Below are 19,597 nucleotides of genomic sequence, written 5' to 3'. Positions count from 1 at the left end.
ACCCAAAAGGATAGTCTTAAAATATGGAAGGAGTATTAGGAGTAGGATCGCGGGTAAAACATCCCGCCTATGGTGATGGTGTAGTTATTCGACTGCATCCGGCTGCTTATGAATTGACTTTTACGCTTTATGGCGTAAAGCTGGTAGGCCGCGATTATGACAAATGGGAAGTCGTGGAAGCCATTACAGCGGAAGAAGAAGTAAGCTTTACCGAAGCAGAAAAGGCACTGATCAAAATTTTAAAGACCTACAATGGTCTGGAAGAAAAAGTGGAGTTAGGCGACAAGTGGATCAACGGCACGCTTATCCTTCGTCCGGAAGACCCGGATATGAAGGAAAAAGAAATGGAAATTGATACCTTCTTCCACAAAATCGTAATGGTCAGAGATCGCTTGCGGGTGATGGAGCAAAGAATCAATAGCAGTGCGCTGATTGACGAAGAGAAAGTGAACCTTCAGCAGTACATCACCAGGATTTACGGTAGTCTGACTTCCTTCAATATCCTTTTTAAATACAAAGATGATCACTTTAAAGGGAGCAAATCATAACCCTTTGTGATCTTATCCGTTATTGTTCTTAAACTACGCTTGTGAAACTTGCTCCTTTACTTTTGGCTGCCATTGCCCTGCTCACGCTTACTACTTGTTTGCGGATGGAAAATCCGTATACCAAAATCCCCCCCGGTGTTTGGCGAGCAGTCCTGCAACTTGATCCTAGTGCTGTCACCCCCAATCCTAAAGGCGAGTACCGGGAAGACAAGCTTGGGCTCACTTTCGACGAAGTGACCAATGGTGAACTTCCCTTCAATTTCGAAGTAGAATACACCGACGACACCACTTTTCAAATCGTGTTTCTCAATGGAGATGAAAGGATTGTCGTCAAAGATGTCTCTTTCGGCCGCAGCAAATACAGGGCAAAAGATTCCATCAGGATCAATTTTCCTATCTACGATACTTATATCGTAGGGCTCTATGAGGAAGGTCTGATTGAGGGAGAATATGTCGTTAATTACCGCGAAAATTACAGCATTCCCTTTATTGCTCATTTTGGTGAAAACCATCGTTTTACTAAAATCCCTAAAGCGCCCGCGCTGGATCTATCCGGTATTTGGGAAGTTACCTTTGGCCCTGGTGGCGATGAATCAGCAGCCTTTGCAGGTATTGGAGAATTTGTTCAAAACAACAACCAGCTCAGCGGCACTTTCCGTACGGAAACAGGCGATTATCGCTATCTGGAAGGAGAAGTCTCTGGCAATAAAGCTTATTTATCAGTTTTCGATGGTGCACATGCTTTTTTGTTTGAGGCTCAGATTGATGCTGATAACGAAACAATGGTAGGTTCTTTCCGTTCTGGCAAACACTATCGCACCATTTGGGAAGCGCGTCGAAACTCGGAAGCTACACTCAAAAGCCCCTATGAGTTGACGAAGGTCATTGATGGCGGCCAAGCTATCGATTTTACGTTCCCTAATACCAAAGGGGAGCCAGTGAGTCTATCTGATGAAGCATTTGCCGGCAAGGCTAAACTCGTGCAACTGATGGGGACATGGTGCCCTAATTGCAAGGACGAGACCCAGTTCTTATTGGATTATTTTTCAAAAAACCCTCATCCTGACCTTCAGGTAATAAGCATTGGTTTTGAGCGTTATCGAGACGAGGAAAGAGCATTGGCCGCACTTGGACGCTATCAAGAACGCAATGAAATTCCTTATCCTGTTCTTTGGGGAGGCTATTACGACAAAGAAGAAGCTTCCAAGGCATTGCCCATGCTCAACGAAATCATCTCCTACCCTACCTTGCTTTTCATTGATAAGGAAAATCGGGTAAGAAAAATTCATACAGGATTTGATGGGCCAGCTACCTCCCGCTTCGAGGCTTTCCAAGAAGAATTCGAGCAAAGCATTCAACAATTGCTTTCAGCATCCTAAACTTTTTCGCTTTTAGCTAAATCCAACTATGCAAACATTAAACATCCCCGTATCACTAGCTTACTGTGCTGAAAACGAAGAGGTTGCAAGTAAGATTGCCACTGATTTGGCACCGGTCATCACCTTGCAAAAAGTAGCTATTCAAAGAGACCAGGAACAAAGCCTGGCCAGTAAGCTAAAAGGATTTGAAGGCGCCATTATTTTATTGATCAGTGATAATTTCCTTCGTTCTACCAAGTGTATGGAGAGCGGATTGAGTATGCTCAATGAACATGGCCACGATGTACTGCCGGTGGTTATTCCCGGCTACAGGTTGGCGGAAAATGGTGAAAAAGAAGTTGTTGCTACCAGTTTTGAAAGGGTTTCTGACATTATTCAATACATCAACTTCTGGCAAGATCGCTACCTCGATTTACGTCGTCAAAAACGGGAAGATGAACGCCTGGATAATGAAGGATTTGCAAGCCACTTGAAAGCAGTTCGGGATATTTCAGGGGAAGCCGGAGAGTTTATCCGCCTTTTGCGTAGTAACCTACATTTAGAACTTTACCAATTCCAACACAATGCTTATCAGCAACTTTTCATCTTCCTGGATGAAACTGAGGCAGGAGATGCTTTCCGCGAAAGCTTTGCAGAGGAAACCCCAACACCAACGCAACCGGAAACCCCAACAGTAGCGGAAGTTGTAGCAACAGAAACAGCGGAAGAAGAAGTCCCACCTCTGGATTTAACCGGTATACCAGGAATAGACTTACTCCCTTCCACTCCTACCTTCGATGAAGAAGAAAAGGAAAATGGCGATAATCAAGAAGACTTTGGCATAGAGATATTAGAAGGAGAACCAGAAGAACATCCGGAAGAAGAAGATTTTGGGATGGAGGTGCTAGAAGGCGATCCCTCCGAGAATGAGGCACAAGAGGATGTGGAGGAAGAAGCCGAATTGCTAGTGGAAAAAGCATGGCGCTTAGCCGATAGCGACGCTATGAGTGATGGTATAACATTGTTAGAAGCCGGGCTTGAATCTTTTCCTAACAATGAAGCTTTGCGCTACAATTATGCGCTACTACTTGCACAGGATGATCGTGCGGAAGAAGCCAGTGAGCAGGTCAACTTTTTGCTAACCAAAAATCCGCAACACGAAAATGGCTTGTTTCTAGCAGCAGAATTGGCCGATTTAGCAGGACAACCAGCCCTTGCTAGAAAATATTTGGCCCGCCTGGTGAGCATCAATGAACAGGGAGCTGATGTATGGTTTCGCTTAGGCGAATTAAGCCTTCAAGCAGAGCCTAACGCTACGGGAAAAGCGGTAAAATACTTTAAGGAAGCTGCAAAAAGAGAAGGTACTCCCGAGGATGCTTATTATCAACTAGGGCTCTTATATGCCGGTGCACTTGATCATCCTAAAAAAGCACTAAAGGCATTTCAAAAAACCATAGAGATCAATCCTGAGCACTCTTTTGTTTATTATGACTTGGCACTTTTGCACCATCGCCAGCATGAACACGAGCAAGCTTACCATGCTTATCAACAAGCTATTTCCATTAACCCGGAGTTCAAAACTCCAGAAAATGACGCGGTCTTCAAGCTTATGGCCCATAAATCTGATCTTCAACAAGAACAAAACACCTTACAAGCCCTCAAGGACAATGTAAGCCGATTAGAAGCCCTGATTCAGCAACGAGAAGCTTCTGCGCTTTTGGAAAGCGAAGCGGGTAAAGGGAAATGTATCCTGATCACGGGAGCTACTTCAGGAATTGGTAAAGCGACGGCCGCTAAGTTTGCTGCCAATGGCTATCGGCTTATCATCACTGGCCGCAGGGCTGAAAGACTTCAAGCCCTCCAACAAGAGTGGAAGGAACGCTACGGCACGGAGTCTCACCTACTCGTCTTTGATGTACGTTCTGCAGAGGCTGTGCAAGCTGCTATCGATAGTCTGCCCGCAGAGTGGTCTACGATTGATATATTGATGAATAATGCGGGTAAAGCCAAGGGCTTTGATCCTATTCACGAAGGGCATCTTGAGCATTGGGATGAAATGATTGATACCAATATCAAAGGCCTGCTCTACCTTACCAGAGCGGTCACCCCGGGCATGGTGGCTCGCGGACATGGGCACGTCATCAATGTTGCCTCTACTGCGGGCAAAGAGGTTTACCCTAAAGGCAACGTCTACTGCGCCACCAAATTTGCAGTAGATGCCCTCACCAAGAGTATGCGACTTGATTTACACCAGCATGGTGTGCGGGTGAGCCAGGTAGCTCCGGCCCACGTGGAAGAAACTGAATTCGCACTGGTACGCTTTGATGGTGATCAGGAAAAAGCAAACATCTACGAAGGATTTCAACCACTGACCAGTCGTGATGTGGCAGCCACCGTATACTTTATTGCCCAACAACCCGCTCACGTAAATATCCTCGACGTTGTCCTCCAGGGCACACAGCAAGCAAGTAGCACGGTCATTGATCGTTCGGGAAGAGATAGGTATCAGGAAGAGGAATAATCGTAGGCTGGGCTTCAGCCCGGCCAGATCAAAAGCTAGGCAAAATCTTATCCAACTACATTTTAAACCTTCTCTGAAATTTTTTGTGGTCAAGCTAAAGTGAAAATTACACGTCCGGGCTGAAGCCCAGACTACGGGTTACGTCGTTTGCGCGGCCTTAAAGAAGCCACTACCATCCAATTCCGAGAATTCTACGGGTAGTACCCCACTTCCCTCTTTCTCATTGGTGAATACACCGTAGATGGTATCTACAGCTTCCATGGTGAGCTTGTTGTGGGTGACGATGATGAACTGGCTTTCCTTACTGAATTTCTTGATGATGCGGTTGAACTTGGTGATGTTGGCATCATCCAGAGGGGCGTCGACCTCATCGAAAATACAGAACGGTGCAGGCTTAAGCAGGTAAAGGGCAAAAAGCAAGGCCGTGGCCGTTAATGTTTTTTCTCCACCCGATAACTGGCTGATAGATTGTGGGCGTTTCCCTTTAGGCTTCGCTACGATTTCGATCTTTGATTCCAGTGGATTTTCCGGTTCGAGCAAGATCAGGTCACAGTTGTCATCTTCCGTAAAGAGACTGCGAAATACATCAATAAAGTAAATCCGGGCCTTGTCAAAGGCATCCAAAAACTGAACGGTAGCCGTTTCTTCAATTTCCTTGATGGTTTGAATCAAAGAGTCTTTGGCTGCCACAATATCCTCTCGCTGGGTGGTGATGGTGTCAAAGCGTTCTTTCATCTCATCGTAGGCTTCGACGGCCATGGGGTTGATCTCGCCGTAGTTGTCGATCCGGCTTTTCATGCGTTCTACCTTGAGTTCGAGCTCGGTAGGATCCATTTTTTCAACCTGCTCATCGATCTCTGCCTCTTGGTTGATAAACTCATTCACGTCAATCGAGAACTCTATCCGTAGGCGTTGGGCCACCGTACTGATGTCGAATTTTACACTACTGAATTTGTCTTTCAGTTGGTTGATCAAGATTTGGGCATCCTGGCGCAGGCGACCCACTTTGCGAAGCTTGTCTTCCAACTCATTGATGCCACCACGTGCTTCAAAGTATGCCTGTTCAGCCGCTGTTAAACCAGCTTCTCGCTTGGTTTTTTCTTCGTAAAGCCCCTGAAGTTCAATCTCTAAATCATCGACTTTGGTCTGCGTATTTTGAATCTCTTCTTGGCTACCAAGCAATGAGGCTTCATTGCTTTTGCGGACGGTGTTGATTTCCGTAAGTTGCTTTTCGCGAAAAGACAGTTCCTGCTGAAGTGCCGTCACCCGGTTTTGCTGACGAATAAAGGAGATGTTCTTCTCATTGAAAGCGGCAGAAGCAGCACTTAATTCTTCGGCAATTTCCCGGTAGCTACCGTCGGTATTAGCGATTTGCGCTTTTATTTCTGCTACTCGTCGTTGGCCGCCTGCCAGTTGGGCTTCGATTTCCTTGTTTTCTTCCTCCATGCGGCGGATGTCCGCTTGCAACTGCTCATTTTTCTGGAGCATATCACTCATGAACGACTGGAAATTCTCAAGCCTGGTAAGCAAGGAAACTTTCTGTTGTGAAATTTGATTCAGTGCCTGCCGCGCCTGTTGAATTCCTTGCTGACTGCGTTGCTGCTTTAGGCGCTCCAGGTCGTTTTTCTCCTGAAAGTATTCCGTTGAGAGCTTTTGCTCTTCTCTTTCGCCCTGAGCGATGGCTTTTTCCAGGATTTCCAGGTTCTTCTTACGGCCAATCTTCTTTCCTTCAAACAAACCCACTGATCCACCTGATACACTAAAGCGTCGACGAATAAAACGACCACTCCGGCCAAGGACAATCCAATCGCCTCCAGCATTAGCTGCTTTAACGTCTTCCCCCTCAGTGACGAGTACTTTTTCGAGAAGATAAGCCACCAGTCGGCGATACTTGTCTTCCGTTTCAATCAGATCAGCAGCAAACAGCATCCCTGAGGGCAAAAATTCTGCCGGAGGAAGGTATTCTTTGAAAGCATCCAGGATGAAGAAATTGGCTTTGCCTTTTTGGCTACGCCCCAACAACTGAATCGCCTCATACGCTTCTTCGAGGTTCTCGACCACGTAATAATTCAGGTAAGGCTCCAGATAATTCTCAATCGCTACGCGGTAGTCCTCCTTAACGTACAGAAGATCCGATAACAAAGGAGCATCCTGTTTCCAGCTTTTATTTTGATTCAAAAAGCGTATCGATTCTGGAAAGCCTTCCAGACTTTCGATCATGCTCTTGGTCAACTTATACTCATTGCGCTTGGCATCAAGGGTACGATTGACTTTGGTGCGCCGTTGATTGAGGTCTTCCAGTCGGGCTTCAGATTCCGCAACTTTTTGTTGGCGCTGTTCTTCGGCTAACTCTAGGGCTTCTACATCTTTGAGCGCTTCTTTTTCCTTGGCTTCCAGTGCTTTGAGGCGGTCGTTCAAATCGCGCATATCCTCCTCACGAGTGGCCATGTCCTGGGTATTTCGAGCTTTTTGCTGCTCGAAATTATCCATCCGACTTTGGTTAATGGCTCTTCGTTTCTCCTGCTCAAAAACTTCACGTTCGACAGATTGCTGTTCTCCGACAATACTGTCTAGATTGGCCTTTACGGAACCATGGCTAGCGCGTATTTGTGCCAACTTTTCTTCCGCAGTCGTCAATTCTAATTCCAGGCGAGCTTCTACCCTCTTTTCAGCATTCAATTCTCCCCGGTAATCTTCCAGTTGGCTCTCCAGTTGGGTAAGTCGCTGTTTTGCCTGGGCGATATCCTGGGTAAGTTTTTCCTGATTTTGGGTAATGAACTGCAAACGCTGCTTAAGCATTTGTCGATCACTTTCTTTATTTCTCAACTGACTGATGAGATTATTCAAGTCTCGCTGACGATCAGAAAGTGCTTTTTCTTTATCTACGTGGGCTTTGCGTTCCGACTCTATCCCGGCTTCTAGCTGGGTAATATCAATTTCGTATTGCCGGTATTTGTCTTCTTCTTCGGTAAGTTGCTGCTGGAGCACTTTGTGTCTGGCCCTTAGGTCATCAATTTTTATTCGGGCCAATTGCAAACTGAGGTCTTTGTAGCTTTCCTTTAGTTCGAAATACTTCTTGGCACGCTTGGCCTGTTTTTCGAGTGAACTCAGGTTGCCATTGATTTCGTACAACAGGTCTTCGATCCGGTCGAGATCATCCGTTGTATTCTTCAATTTATTGAGGGTCTGCTTTTTACGAATTTTGTATTTGGAAATACCTGCCGCTTGCTCAAACATTTTACGGCGGGAATTGTCCTTGTCTGCCAAGATATCATCTACCATCCCCAAGGCAATGATGGCATAAGAGTTGGAGCCAATTCCGGTGTCCAAAAACAGACTGGTAATGTCCATCAATCGGCAGGTAACGCCATTGAGGCGGTACTCGCTCTCCCCCGTTCGGTACAGCATCCGGGTGATGGTAACGGTGTTGTATTCTGTAGGGAGAAGGTTCTTCGTGTTTTCAAAGGTCAGGGAAACCGATGCCATCCCGGAAGCTTTCTTCTTCTTGGTGCCATTAAAAATCACACTCGACATTTGGTCAAGGCGCAATTCTTTACTCTTCTGCTCCCCTAGTACCCAACGAATGGCATCAACGATATTTGATTTACCACTTCCGTTAGGCCCTACGATACCGATCACATCTTCAGAGAAGTTGACCTGAGTTTCGTTGGCGAAACTTTTAAAACCCTTTATTTCTAGTTGTTTCAACCGCATAGCCGGCAAAAATAATAATCGTCCGCCAAAGAACCACCAATTTTTAGTGTTTACATTCCAAAATCTGCTAAGCCATCTACGATGACCCCTAAATCCCCCTTCAGTGCCATCACAACTTTGATGCCGTTGGTCGTCAGGTAAGCATTGTAGATGTTCAATTCATCCAGTGCGCCCTGGAGTTTTACCCCTGGGCTTATCTCATAGTCTTGCAGTTGTTCCTGCATTTGTTTTTGGGCATCGCTAAGGTTATAATCCATCAGATAGTCCATGTTTTCCTGTAGCTTCTTCTTCAGGGTCCCTTTCGCTAACCAAGCTGCCGACTTGAGGAGAAAGTTCTTACTATCCAAGGTGTACTCCAGGTCTTCCACTTCAATCCGATTTCTTCGAGGATTGAAAACGGGCTCTCCGGTGAGATAAATGTGGCCATTGTAGCTACCTGAAAGTAAAAGGTTGATCACCAGGTTGTTTCCCTGGCCAAACAATTCTATGTCTTCAACTACCACATAACGACTGCCTTGCTCAAAGCGTTCTCCTTTGATGCTCTGCTGGGTAAGCCGCTCCGCTTCTTCGTAGGGCAGTGTAGCATCCAGGAAAATCTGAAAGCCATCTTCTGCACTTTCGTTGAGCATCCTGTATTCAAAATCTGGTAATTTTATTACTGGATTAGCAGCTGGCTTTGGGCCAAAACGCAGCTCTGGTTTTGACTGAACAATAATGGTAGCTTCCATCTGCCCATTCTCCGTTTTGATCGGTGTCATCCCTAGATCCGTTGGATTGACGAGCAACCAAGTCTGGTAGGTTGGGGATATTTCGTAGGGGTTAAACATCAATTCCCAAGCTTCGGCGACCGTTTCGTCAAGTTTAAAAGAATTAGCCACCATGGTATCGATGCTATTACTGATTGTTGCAGTGCTCCTGTTTAAAATCAAATTGGCAATTGACTGGACAGGAATACTGACTCCGCCCATCTTCAAACGTGGGCGTTCTTTCCATTCATGACTTTGTAAAATGGTCTGTGTAGCTAATTTCCAATCATGGTTAATGGCATAGACCGTAGAAAAGTCCAGATTCAGGCGGCCGGTAGCTTCTACCTTACCTAAGCCCAGGTCGTATTGTATCCAAAGATCAAGAGGAACCTGGTAGTTAATGGTACTTCCCTCTGTGGTAATCCTGATAGTTCCGTCTTTTCGCGCGATAACCTTCATTTTATCACCATCATTAAAGCTATCATCTCGATAGAGGGCATCCCCGAGTTGCTGGTTAAGCGAATTCTCTAGTTCCTGGATATTTAACCGGACCGGAATTCGAATAGTAGAGGACTGATTGGCAAAACGGTCATCAATTTCGTAATTCTCCAAAGGTCGGGTAGGTTGTGTGGTTTTGCATCCCATTAAGGAAAAAATCACCACGGTGACGAATAATGCAAGTAAGCTCCGCATGGAGTGTTTTTTTTGTTACAACAAAATTTAGTAAAAAAGCGATGGTATATGCAACGATAGGTCAAATGTAATGTCTTTTCACCAAACAAATTTTATCGCAATGAGACACCTCTTGATACTCCTTTTTACTACTAGTCTTTTTTCTCTTCAGGCTCAACGCCATTACAACTACTACGATAACAACAGCAACCGGGCTTTTCTGGGAGTTAGCACTACTGAAATCAGTGATGACAAGGCGGACATACTGAATCTTCCTACTGATGATGGAGATATGATTCAATATGTTTACGAAGGAACAGCTGCAGCTGCTGCTGGTCTGAAGCCATTTGACTACATCATCGGCATGAACAATGAGACAGTTGACCGGAATACCGGCTTAACCGAACTGCTAGCTAAGCATCGCCCAGGTGATAAAGTCGATCTACAAATCGTCCGTCAGGGAAAAAAAATGACCCTCCCTATCACCTTAGGCCGCCCCAGCGACTCTAATAGCGAACACTACGGTGGTTCTGCATTTTTGGGAGTCCGTGAACATGATGAAAATGATAACGATAAATTGGGGGTACGCATAACGACGGTACGTAATTCCACCGCGATGAAACTGGGCCTTGACGATGGCGATATTATCACCGCTATCAATGGACAACCAATGATCGACTGGCATGATATCAGCGTGATATTGAATAACATGGAAGAAGGTGACCCCATCGAGATCGCTTACACGCGCAACAATACGCCTCAGCGCGCAAGCGGAAACATTGGCGCTGAAGATGATCCAAGTCTAAAAATGGGTCGCGGTTATTTAGGCATTTACTCTGGCCACATGGACCGCAACAAAGCCAGTAAGCTGGAACTTCCTAATCCTTACGGCAGTTATGTGAAACGCATCATTCGAGGTTCAGCCGCCGAAGCTGCCGGGCTAGAGCCACTGGATTATGTGATTGCTGTTAATGATTATGAGATGAGTGAAGACCGCTCACTGACGAGTGCACTCCACAAGTTTAGTCCGGGCGACGAAGTGGTTGTAACCTACATTCGCAATGGTCAAACGATGCGCGCAAACGTTGTTCTGGGAGAATCTTCTGATGATGAGTTCTCTGTTCCCTGTGCCGAAGAGCCTTTCTTTGGGGTCAGCAATAACCACAATGAAAATGATCGAAAAGGTGTTCCGGTAAATATCGTTCGCAACTCGGCAGCTAAAGCCGCAGGATTGCAAAGTGGCGATATTATTACCAGCTTGGCAGGAAAGCCCATTATTGATTGGGGCGACTTGAGTGCCGTCATCAATGGCACCAATGTTGGCAAGGAGATCGCAGTGGGGTTCATCCGTGATGGTCAGCCACAGACAGCGATTGCCGTAATGGGTTCAGAATGTGACGAAAACGGCGAAAGCCGCAACGAAAACAACTGGTACGACTACAACTACGACGAAAGCTTCAGCAACAACCCTGATCGTGAAATTGACGATGAATCACCCGCCATTGACATGGATCGCATCAAGGTAGATATGACAGATATGGACAAAGAAGACGCGGAGGAAATGGCTCGTCGCGGGGTGGATATGCCTTTGATTAACAATCTCACCATTGAAAACATACAGTTGTTCCCCAACCCCAACCGTGGGATGTTTCGCCTGGAATTTGAGCTACCTCAAAGAGGTGAAACCAGTATTCGCGTTTTTAATGGGGAAGGACGTTTGATTTATTCGTTCGACTTAGGGGAATACCAAGGTACTTTTAGTGATGATATTGACATCTCCCAAAATGGCCCGGGTGCTTATTTTCTGGAAGTCCGCCAGGGAGCAACCAGCATGGTCAAGAAGATTGTTCTTCAGTATTAGTGGAACATAAAAGCTAGATAGAGCACCGAAATAACGGATCAAAGCGCGATGAGGAATCAAGAAAAGATGTTCTCATCGCGCTTTTTATTGACAAAAAAATAATACTGATTAGGTCATTTTTATTATTTGCGCTCCTACCTTCGCGCCATGAAAATCCCCTACCCCATTTCTGCCATTATTTTTGATCTTGATGGCACCCTGGTACAGACAGAAAGTGTTCATTGTGAAGCGTGGCTAAGGGTACTTGCCAAACGTGGTTTCCATTATGACGAGCACTGGTTTGAGCAGTGGATTGGCACAGCAGACCGATTTCTTGCCCAAGGCGTAATTGATGAGCATCAACTCTCGATTCCTCGGAGAACATTACAACAGGAGAAAGAAGCATTGTTCTATGAGCTGGTTGTAAAAAAGAACCAGGCTTTTCCAGGTGTGGAAGCCATTTTGGAAGCATTAGCAAGACATCTTCCACTGGCTATCGCAACAAATAGCTCCAGGCAAGACACGGAATATGTTTTCCGTTCTACCCCAGTGGATCGCTTCATGAAAAAAGTAGTGACCTCTTCCGATGTGAAGCAGCTGAAACCACATCCAGAGATGTATTTACTCGCTGCGAAGCAGCTCGGCGTTGCGCCCGAATCCTGCCTGGTTTTGGAAGACTCCCCAGCGGGGTCGGAAGCAGGAACCGCAGCAGGAATGTATGTGTTGGGGCTGTGTAGCTCTCAACCCAAAGAAAAAATGACCGCAGCACAGGAATGGTTTGAAACGCCGTTGGAAGGAATGCAACGGATTTTGGAATTGGTAAAATAGCGTTAAGCGAAAAAAAACAAAATATGCCATCAATCATCCACAGTGCAATTATAGGCTTAGCCGTTGGTGACGCTTTGGGCGTGCCTGTAGAGTTTGAAGACCGTAGCAAACTTGCAACTGAACCCGTTATAGGTGTTCGCGGCTACGGTACATATAACCAACCACCTGGTACCTGGTCGGATGATTCCTCGCTTACCTTCTGTTTAGCGGATAGCCTGGCAAAAGGTTATGACCTGGCAGATATTGCTCGGAAATTTGTGGCTTGGCGCAAAGCTGAAATATGGACGCCACATGGTGAAGTCTTTGATATTGGTATGACCACCCATCGAGCTATCGGTGTATTGGCCGAAATCCTCTCTCATGGAGATTTGGATGCGCTCAAAGAATTACAATGGGAAGCAGACGAGTACACCAATGGAAACGGAGCATTGATGAGGATTCTTCCTCTCTATTTCTCCATTCATCAACTTTCGTTGGAGGAGCAGTTTGACCGTGTTTGGGAAGTGTCGGCCCTGACGCATGGCCATATTCGTTCGGCCTTGTGTTGTTTCTATTATTTGCGATTCTTTCATCAAATTGCGAACAAAAAGACAAAAGAAGAAGCCTACCATTTTACGAACAATGAGTTTTCCTCCTTTTTAAAGCAAAAAGACATTTCCTACGGAGAGCAACAACTTTTTCAACGCATTTTGAGTGGCAACATCGCCGCACTTCCGGAAGAGGCGATTGCTTCTGATGGCTATGTTATGCACAGTCTGGAGGCCAGTCTTTGGTGCCTATTGCGCCACGAAGACTACCCTACTACCATCTTGGCTGCCATTAATTTAGGAGAGGATACAGATACTACCGCCGCCATCGTAGGAGGCTGGGCAGGAGCGCTTTATGGCTTTTCAGGTATACCTTCAGCTTGGAAGAAAATTTTGGTAAAGTACGAGGAAATTATGGCTCTGTGCGATCGGTTGACGGTGGAGTAGATGGAACACGTATCAAACAGATCAGACAGATCAACACAGCTTTAAAATTTTTTAACCTGTGAAAACCCGAATTATCCTGCGACAACTCGAAGGACTGCTTGGACGATCACCTAAGGTCATCCAGATTGCTTCCTGGATTTTAAAATCTTAGTCGGAGGGTATTGTTCCAGATATAACTGGTGGCTGGAATGTCCGGCAGCAATTGGGCCAAAAGGCCATCATAGGTGATACTAAAACTGCTTCCGAAAGCAATTCGTTCATTTAGGCTGATGGATATGGTATTGACGGATGAAAGTCGGCTCTCTCCCAGCCGGGAGACTAAAGGCTGGTAATAGGAAGTGCTGGCAAAACTTGCGTGTTGTCCTACTTTGACACGTGCACTTAAATAACTGCTCAAGCGGTTGTCATTCCTGGTGATTTCTCCCTCTTCCAATTCGTTGTATTCGAACATGTAGAGCAAGCCCAGGGCCAGTTCCCAGTTTTCTTGCTCTCTAATCTGCAAGCGGGGCCCAGTTCCCGCTAAGGCACGAAAATCAATCAGGAGACGGCGATTGTACTGGAGTTGTCCAAAAGTTTCCCAGGTCCATCTTTCATTGATCTGCTGTCCAAACCGGAGATGACCAAAACCATCATTTACAAAACGATCTTCATCGGCCTTGACCAGGTTGTAATTGACGAGAAATAACCATTGTGAATGATCTTTGATTTGATCTACTCTTATCGCTCCATTCAAAGCCAGAACAGACCTGGTGTTTTCGGTCAGCTTACCTCCAAAATCCAGTTGCCAAAACCAGCCAACGGTATCCAGGTTGGCTCTTTTGTCTTCTATATTGACAATTTGCCCGTTTGTGGTGATGCTTCCTAAAAGTGCAAAGGCAAGGATGATATTTCTAACTTCCGTAAATCTCATAATTAAGCAACAAATTGAAAGGTCTGGTGTTTCAAAGAAGTACCAAAGGTAATTAAGAAAGATGTTTGGATTATTCAAAAAAGACCCCGTCGCTCAACTCGAAAAAGAATACCAAAAGATCATGGAAGAAGCGATGCACGTACAGCGTTCTGGTGATTTAAAAGCTTACGCAAAGAAAATTGAAGCTTCAGAAAAAATCCTGGAACAGATCCAAGCATTGCGAAATACAAGTAAATAATAGTTATGCATACGCTCGTTTTAGGTGCCACTACCAATCCCAATCGGATAGCTTTTCAGGCCATTCACAGGCTCGTCAACCAAGGTTATCCTGTCAGTGCAGTGGGTATTCGCCATGGAGAAGTGGCTGGTATTCCTATACAGCAAGGCATGCCTGAGTTGGAGGACATTCACACCATAACCCTCTACCTTAATCCTCAGCGACAGGAACCCTACTATGATTACATTTTGGGCTTAAAGCCCAAAAGAATCATTTTCAATCCGGGAACAGAAAACGTCCAATTGATGAGATTGGCTGAAGAGGCTGGCATTGAGGTGGAAATAGCTTGCACCCTGGTGATGTTGGCGACGCGAGAATACGCCAAGTAGCGATTAATCTTTTCGCTGATTGACCAGTTGGGTGATGGTGCCATTCAGGTTTTCGATAAGACGAGATTGCTGCTGCATGGTTTTGCGAAGCTCAAAAACTTCCTCTCGTACTTGGTTTTTAATGTTCTGTGGCGAAGGTAAAAATGGACTTATCCTCGCGCGAACGTACCAAATTTCGCGAATGTCATTCAGTTTTATCGTCGTACGGTCGTAGTAAGCATTGTCAGAAATCAACTCTAACTGACGAGACTCTTTCAAGAGGTTGCTTACCCTTCTTACCAGAACGTCTGCTCTCGTGATGATAACATAAACGTAGTTGCTCTTTATACCGGTTTCCCATAGGGTGGGTTCCAAATAACTACAAACCACCTTATCCCCTTCAAACAAGGTGGGTTCCATGCTATCCCCTGCAACATCAAAAGACCGGTGCGTTCCTACCTTGTATTTATAATCAGGCAAGACATAATGGGGCAAATCCTGAACAAAATTGGGGTCGGTATGCTCGGCGGCATAACCTGCCTGAGCAGGTATTGGAACGTGGACAATACGTTCATCCTCGTTTACGGTAGTGACAATGGTGAGCGTGCGAAAATCTTGGTTCTCTTCCTCCGTCATGAACATTGGGCCATCACCGGTAAACAAGTAAACAGGACTGATCTTGTATTTCTCGATGGTCTTCTCGATGAGGCCTACTGTGGCATCACGACGACCTTTAAGAATTTCGCTTAAACTTTGAGGCAGATAATCTACAGAAAGGGCAAACTGCCTGCTGGAGCGCACCGTACCATCGGACTTTAGCTTGTCGTGGCATTTGATGAAGCGTTGTGTAACAAGGTTGCTCATTCCAGAATTTGTAGCCCGCCTGAAGCATCAGAACGAAGGGAGAGCCAAAGGCTCAATGTCATATATAAAACAAATATAGCAAGTTCTAGCAAAGCACCTGCAACAAAAAAAGTAAAAATTAACGAATTGCCATTTTTTTGCTTACATGGCTGCAACTATCGCCAAAAAGTCCGATGCATTTAATGAAGCTCCACCTACTAGTCCACCATCAACATCCTTCTGGGAGAACAATTCTTTGGCGTTGGAAGGCTTCACGCTGCCCCCGTATAGAATAGAAGTTGCATTAGCAAGGTCTTCACCATAGTGTTCCGCAACAAGGGAGCGGATAAAAGCGTGCATCTCCTGCGCTTGTTCGGGCGAGGCAGTTACACCGGTACCAATGGCCCATACTGGTTCGTACGCAATGACGACTTTGCTAAAATCTTCTGCACTTAGGTCAAATAGGCCCTCTTTAACTTGTTGTGCAACTAATTTTTCGTGATCACCAGCTTCTCTTACGGGTAATTGCTCACCACAACAGAAAATCGGTAGCATGCCTGCGGCGAGCGTTTTTTTCACCTTGGCATTAATCAACTGGTTGCTTTCTTCAAAGTAATCGCGGCGTTCGCTGTGTCCAAGAATCACATAATCACAGCCTACCGAACGGAGCATCGTCGTAGAAATCTCACCCGTGTAAGCACCATCCTCTTCTTGATGACAATTTTGGGCTGCCAGACAAAGGTTGTTGACCTCACTAATAATATGAGACACCCCCTTAAGATGAATAAACGGAGCTCCTAAAACAACAATCGTATCCGAAGGCTGGAGTTTGGCTACGACTTCACGAGCAAGGGTGCGCCCTTCTTCATAGTCCTTGTTCATCTTCCAGTTTCCTGCTACAATATTTTTGCGATGGCTCATTTGTTCCTTGTTTTGATGTTAGTGGCAAAAGTACACTAAGTGATGAAATAATCCCACTCTGTGCTAAGAATTCTTTGCAGCCCCTGTTGTTGCCCGATTTCGATGAGCTCGGGATTCGATCCAGAATGCAAAACCAATTCCTCCTGCAACAAAGAGTAAGTTCCAATACCAGGCCAAAGGTTGGCGGCCCACTTCGATGTAACTTACTTTCTCAGGGAGTTGATATTTATTGGTAGCAAGCATGTGCGCTTTGTTTTTCTGCTTTTGCATTTCCCTCACTACCCCTTTGATATCTCCCTGAATTTTAGGTGCACAAGTATTTTCCAGGTCACAATCCAGTGAGAAGTCTTTGGTCCATCCGATAAAGGCAGGTTCTACTTTCTCTCCGGCACCAGCTGCGGCCATTTGCTTTTCGCTTAAGATGGGAAAAATCAAGATGGCTTTATCTGCGCCCGTACGTGGAGGAACAACGATGTAATCGCCACTTTTCCAGGCACCTGTCAGCTCCACAAAATCAGCGTCACCGATGCCTTTCTCCATTGCTTCTTCCATGCTGAATGTTCGCAACTTGTGCGTACCGAAGAACTGAGAGATAAGACTGTTACAGCCGTTGATAAAAAACACGATGCAAAACAGCATCGCGATTAATCTAAACCACATAGCGTTAGTGTTTTCTAAACGATAATATCCTCATCACTCACCACCCGTTGTTGAAAGCAGCGCACGATCCGGGCTGGAAAATTTTCCAAAATTCGATAATCGTGGGTAGCAAACAATACGGCGGTGTTGTGCTTTTTTGCCAATTGGCGCAACAGCAACAAAATTTCGTCGCTGGTTTCGGGGTCAAGGTTGCCGGTAGGCTCATCCGCTAAAATCAAGGCAGGATCATTGAGCAGGGCGCGAGCAATAGCTACCCTTTGTTGTTCTCCACCAGAAAGCTGATGGGGCATTTTGTGCTCCAAGCCATTCAGCCCCACTTGTTCCAGCATCAGTTGAATACGGTTGTTGCGCTCTTGGGTTTGCTCCCAGCCCGTCGCACGGAGTACAAAATCAAGATTTTCTTTGACACTCCGGTCTGTCAACAGGTTAAAGTCCTGAAAAACGATCCCCAAATTGCGGCGCAGGGTTGGAATGGAGTGGCGATCAAGGCTCGTCAAGGCAATATCCGTCACCTTGGCTTGTCCTTCGTGTAGAGGTAGTGCGCCATAGAGTGTTTTCAACAAACTGGACTTGCCGCTTCCTGTTTTACCGATCAGGTAAACAAATTCCCCTTTAGAGATGCGTAGATTGACCCCTTCCAAGACCAGCTGCTCACCTTGCAGGATGTTGATCTGCCTTAAATCTACCACCAAATTTGTGTTGGCCATGCTAAGTACTCTAGGTAAGGGAAGTCAAATTCCTCACAATGGTATAAAAAAAATCGGGAACGATAAAACACTCGTTTCATCCTTCCCAATTTTTCTTTTATTTAATCACCTTAAAGTGCCTAATTACACTTCGGCAACCTGTTGTACGGGCACTACCCAATTGTGGGTATCTTCCACCCGGCCAGAACGTAGGCCATCGATGTAATCTTTCAACATTGCACCAATCTTACGGTCTTCTACCGGCGGTAGCGTCATGCGTAAATCACCATAAGCAATTTCTGCTACGTGAGAAACAACAGCAGCAGTACCTGCACCAAATGCTTCTTGCAAGGTACCCGCTTTGTAAGCTGCCACAACTTCGTCGATGTTTAGTGGACGCTCTTCGAAAGGTATATTTTTTTCTGCAAGGATTTTCAAGAAACTATCTCTGGTAATCCCACGCAAAATAGCACCATCGGTAGCGGGTGTAATAACTTTACCATCGATCACAAAGAAAATGTTCATCGTCCCAACTTCCTGGATGTGCTTCATTTCTGGGCCACCCATCCAAACAACTTGGTCAAACCCTTGCTGTTGCGCCAAGTGTGCTGGCAATAGGCTACCTGCGTAATTACCCGCGGCTTTTGCTTCGCCAGTGCCACCAGGTACGGCACGTACATAGTGCTGCTCTACTTTCAGACTTACTGGTTTAGCATAGTAAGGACCTACGGGGCCAGTGAAGATGACAAACTTGTAGGTAGCTGAAGGCCGTACACCAATAAACTCATCCGTGGCAAACATGTAAGGACGTACGTACAAGGCACTCCCCTCTTGAGGAGGAATCCATGCGGCATCAACATCAATCAAACGGTGAAGTGCTTCAACGAATACGTCTTCAGGAAAAGTAGGCATCATCATGCGTTCCGCAGAACGATTGATGCGCTGGGCGTGCATCTCCGGACGAAACAACAGTGGCTCACCATCTTTACCCTTAGAGGCTTTCATTCCTTCGAAAATAGCCTGTCCATAGTGCAACGCCATCGAAGCCGGGTGCATGGAAAAGTTTCCAAAAGGAATAATTCGGTAATCTTGCCATTTGCCATCGCGGTAATCAGCTACGAACATATGATCAGAAAAAACCCGTCCAAAAGGAATATTAGCAAAATCTACGTCTGCTACTTTGCTTTCCTGTACCTTAGTGACTTGGATATTGTACTTCATTAGACAAATTATTTTTTACAAAAATACTGAATTATTCTAAATTACACAAGCAAAGCATCTCTAAAAAGAACATTATTCCAAAATTAAACTAAAAACGTATTTTAAATTTTGAGTAGCAATATTTTCGATTTTCGATTATTCCGTTTTTCGGAAGCAGAAACGGCACCCCAAGCGTGGCAAGGCACAGGGAAGAGTGGTATTTTAGTTGTTTATGACCAAGCTGAACTACCAAGTGAGGACAAAACTTTCCTGGAAAACATCCTCAAAGCCGTAAACCTAAGCCCGATCAATGAGCATGTCTATCTTTTGGCTTGCCCCACCGGCAAACACTGGCCATTAAGTCGGATTTGCCGAAACCATGGCATCCACACCATATTCATTTTTGGTGTAGACCTCTCCCAAGTAGGTATTCGTGCGCAGGTTCCTCCCTATACATTTACTCGACTTGGTGACTTATCTTTGTTGCGTACGGATGCCTTAAAAACAATTCGTCAGGAACGGGAACAAAATAAAAATGAAAAAGCCGGTTTACTCTGGCAAGCGCTAAAAGCAAAATATTTATAAGCCAAC

At 45.5% G+C, this 19,597-nt stretch carries 17 protein-coding genes; 9 read left to right on the top strand and 8 right to left on the bottom strand.

Going from position 1 to position 19,597, the window contains the following annotated elements; genetic code table 11:
- Window positions 1-23: 23 nt before the first annotated feature.
- From AB0L18_RS21640 to AB0L18_RS21630, 3 genes are read left to right on the top strand one after another with little or no spacing between them, the layout of a single operon-like run.
- Window positions 24-548: a hypothetical protein gene (locus tag AB0L18_RS21640; protein ID WP_367389411.1), complete on the top strand. Its 525-nt coding sequence runs from the start codon at window positions 24-26 to the stop codon at window positions 546-548.
- A 41-nt stretch (window positions 549-589) separates the two neighbouring features.
- Window positions 590-1,927: a TlpA family protein disulfide reductase gene (locus AB0L18_RS21635; RefSeq protein WP_367389410.1), complete on the top strand. Its 1,338-nt coding sequence runs from the start codon at window positions 590-592 to the stop codon at window positions 1,925-1,927.
- A gap of 28 nt (window positions 1,928-1,955) precedes the next feature.
- Entirely contained in the window at window positions 1,956-4,427 is a 2,472-nt protein-coding gene (locus tag AB0L18_RS21630) for an SDR family NAD(P)-dependent oxidoreductase (RefSeq protein ID WP_367389409.1), read from the top strand.
- Between the two features lie 138 nt (window positions 4,428-4,565).
- On the opposite strand, the gene smc is transcribed toward AB0L18_RS21630, so the two are convergent.
- Together smc and AB0L18_RS21620 are read right to left on the bottom strand one after the other, a co-directional pair.
- The gene (gene smc, locus AB0L18_RS21625) at window positions 4,566-8,141 is read right to left on the bottom strand and encodes a chromosome segregation protein SMC (protein ID WP_367389408.1); all 3,576 of its coding nucleotides are present in this window, start codon (window positions 8,139-8,141) and stop codon (window positions 4,566-4,568) included.
- Window positions 8,142-8,191: 50 nt separating this feature from the next.
- Window positions 8,192-9,580, bottom strand: a complete 1,389-nt coding sequence (locus tag AB0L18_RS21620; protein WP_367389407.1) for a DUF4403 family protein — start codon at window positions 9,578-9,580, stop codon at window positions 8,192-8,194.
- 100 nt (window positions 9,581-9,680) lie between these two features.
- On the opposite strand from AB0L18_RS21620, the gene AB0L18_RS21615 reads away from it, so the two are divergent.
- The 3 genes from AB0L18_RS21615 to AB0L18_RS21605 all read left to right on the top strand — a co-directional run bounded on the left by AB0L18_RS21615 (window position 9,681) and on the right by AB0L18_RS21605 (window position 13,201).
- Complete coding sequence (locus tag AB0L18_RS21615) at window positions 9,681-11,420, top strand: PDZ domain-containing protein (RefSeq protein WP_367389406.1); 1,740 nt, start codon at window positions 9,681-9,683, stop codon at window positions 11,418-11,420.
- 147 nt (window positions 11,421-11,567) lie between these two features.
- Window positions 11,568-12,227 (top strand): HAD family hydrolase, encoded by a 660-nt coding sequence (locus AB0L18_RS21610; protein WP_367389405.1) that lies wholly within the window; start codon window positions 11,568-11,570, stop codon window positions 12,225-12,227.
- A gap of 23 nt (window positions 12,228-12,250) precedes the next feature.
- Window positions 12,251-13,201 (top strand): ADP-ribosylglycohydrolase family protein, encoded by a 951-nt coding sequence (locus AB0L18_RS21605; protein ID WP_367389404.1) that lies wholly within the window; start codon window positions 12,251-12,253, stop codon window positions 13,199-13,201.
- Window positions 13,202-13,340: 139 nt separating this feature from the next.
- Here the strand turns inward: AB0L18_RS21605 and AB0L18_RS21600 are convergent, their stop codons facing one another.
- Window positions 13,341-14,111, bottom strand: a complete 771-nt coding sequence (locus AB0L18_RS21600; protein ID WP_367389403.1) for a DUF481 domain-containing protein — start codon at window positions 14,109-14,111, stop codon at window positions 13,341-13,343.
- Window positions 14,112-14,172: 61 nt separating this feature from the next.
- Here AB0L18_RS21600 and AB0L18_RS21595 point away from each other — a divergent pair, with 61 nt between their 5' ends.
- Both AB0L18_RS21595 and AB0L18_RS21590 read left to right on the top strand, forming a co-directional pair.
- Window positions 14,173-14,349, top strand: a complete 177-nt coding sequence (locus AB0L18_RS21595) for a DUF6435 family protein (protein ID WP_367389402.1) — start codon at window positions 14,173-14,175, stop codon at window positions 14,347-14,349.
- 5 nt (window positions 14,350-14,354) lie between these two features.
- Window positions 14,355-14,717, top strand: a complete 363-nt coding sequence (locus AB0L18_RS21590; RefSeq protein ID WP_367389401.1) for a CoA-binding protein — start codon at window positions 14,355-14,357, stop codon at window positions 14,715-14,717.
- Window positions 14,718-14,720: 3 nt separating this feature from the next.
- Here the strand turns inward: AB0L18_RS21590 and AB0L18_RS21585 are convergent, their stop codons facing one another.
- The 5 genes from AB0L18_RS21585 to AB0L18_RS21565 form a co-directional block, all read right to left on the bottom strand.
- Window positions 14,721-15,560, bottom strand: coding sequence for a helix-turn-helix transcriptional regulator (locus AB0L18_RS21585; RefSeq protein ID WP_367389400.1), 840 nt, complete (start codon window positions 15,558-15,560; stop codon window positions 14,721-14,723).
- Window positions 15,561-15,701: 141 nt separating this feature from the next.
- Window positions 15,702-16,460: a triose-phosphate isomerase gene (tpiA, locus tag AB0L18_RS21580; RefSeq protein WP_367389399.1), complete on the bottom strand. Its 759-nt coding sequence runs from the start codon at window positions 16,458-16,460 to the stop codon at window positions 15,702-15,704.
- A gap of 63 nt (window positions 16,461-16,523) precedes the next feature.
- Complete coding sequence (locus AB0L18_RS21575; RefSeq protein ID WP_367389398.1) at window positions 16,524-17,120, bottom strand: hypothetical protein; 597 nt, start codon at window positions 17,118-17,120, stop codon at window positions 16,524-16,526.
- Between the two features lie 14 nt (window positions 17,121-17,134).
- Entirely contained in the window at window positions 17,135-17,827 is a 693-nt protein-coding gene (locus AB0L18_RS21570; RefSeq protein WP_367389397.1) for a cell division ATP-binding protein FtsE, read from the bottom strand.
- A gap of 123 nt (window positions 17,828-17,950) precedes the next feature.
- Window positions 17,951-19,027 (bottom strand): branched-chain amino acid aminotransferase, encoded by a 1,077-nt coding sequence (locus AB0L18_RS21565; protein ID WP_367389396.1) that lies wholly within the window; start codon window positions 19,025-19,027, stop codon window positions 17,951-17,953.
- A 108-nt stretch (window positions 19,028-19,135) separates the two neighbouring features.
- Here AB0L18_RS21565 and AB0L18_RS21560 point away from each other — a divergent pair, with 108 nt between their 5' ends.
- Window positions 19,136-19,591: a hypothetical protein gene (locus AB0L18_RS21560; RefSeq protein ID WP_367389395.1), complete on the top strand. Its 456-nt coding sequence runs from the start codon at window positions 19,136-19,138 to the stop codon at window positions 19,589-19,591.
- Window positions 19,592-19,597: the final 6 nt, after the last annotated feature.

Source organism: Lewinella sp. LCG006 (assembly GCF_040784935.1).
Classification (GTDB): domain Bacteria; phylum Bacteroidota; class Bacteroidia; order Chitinophagales; family Saprospiraceae; genus Lewinella.
This window is presented reverse-complemented; position numbering and strand designations above follow the sequence as displayed.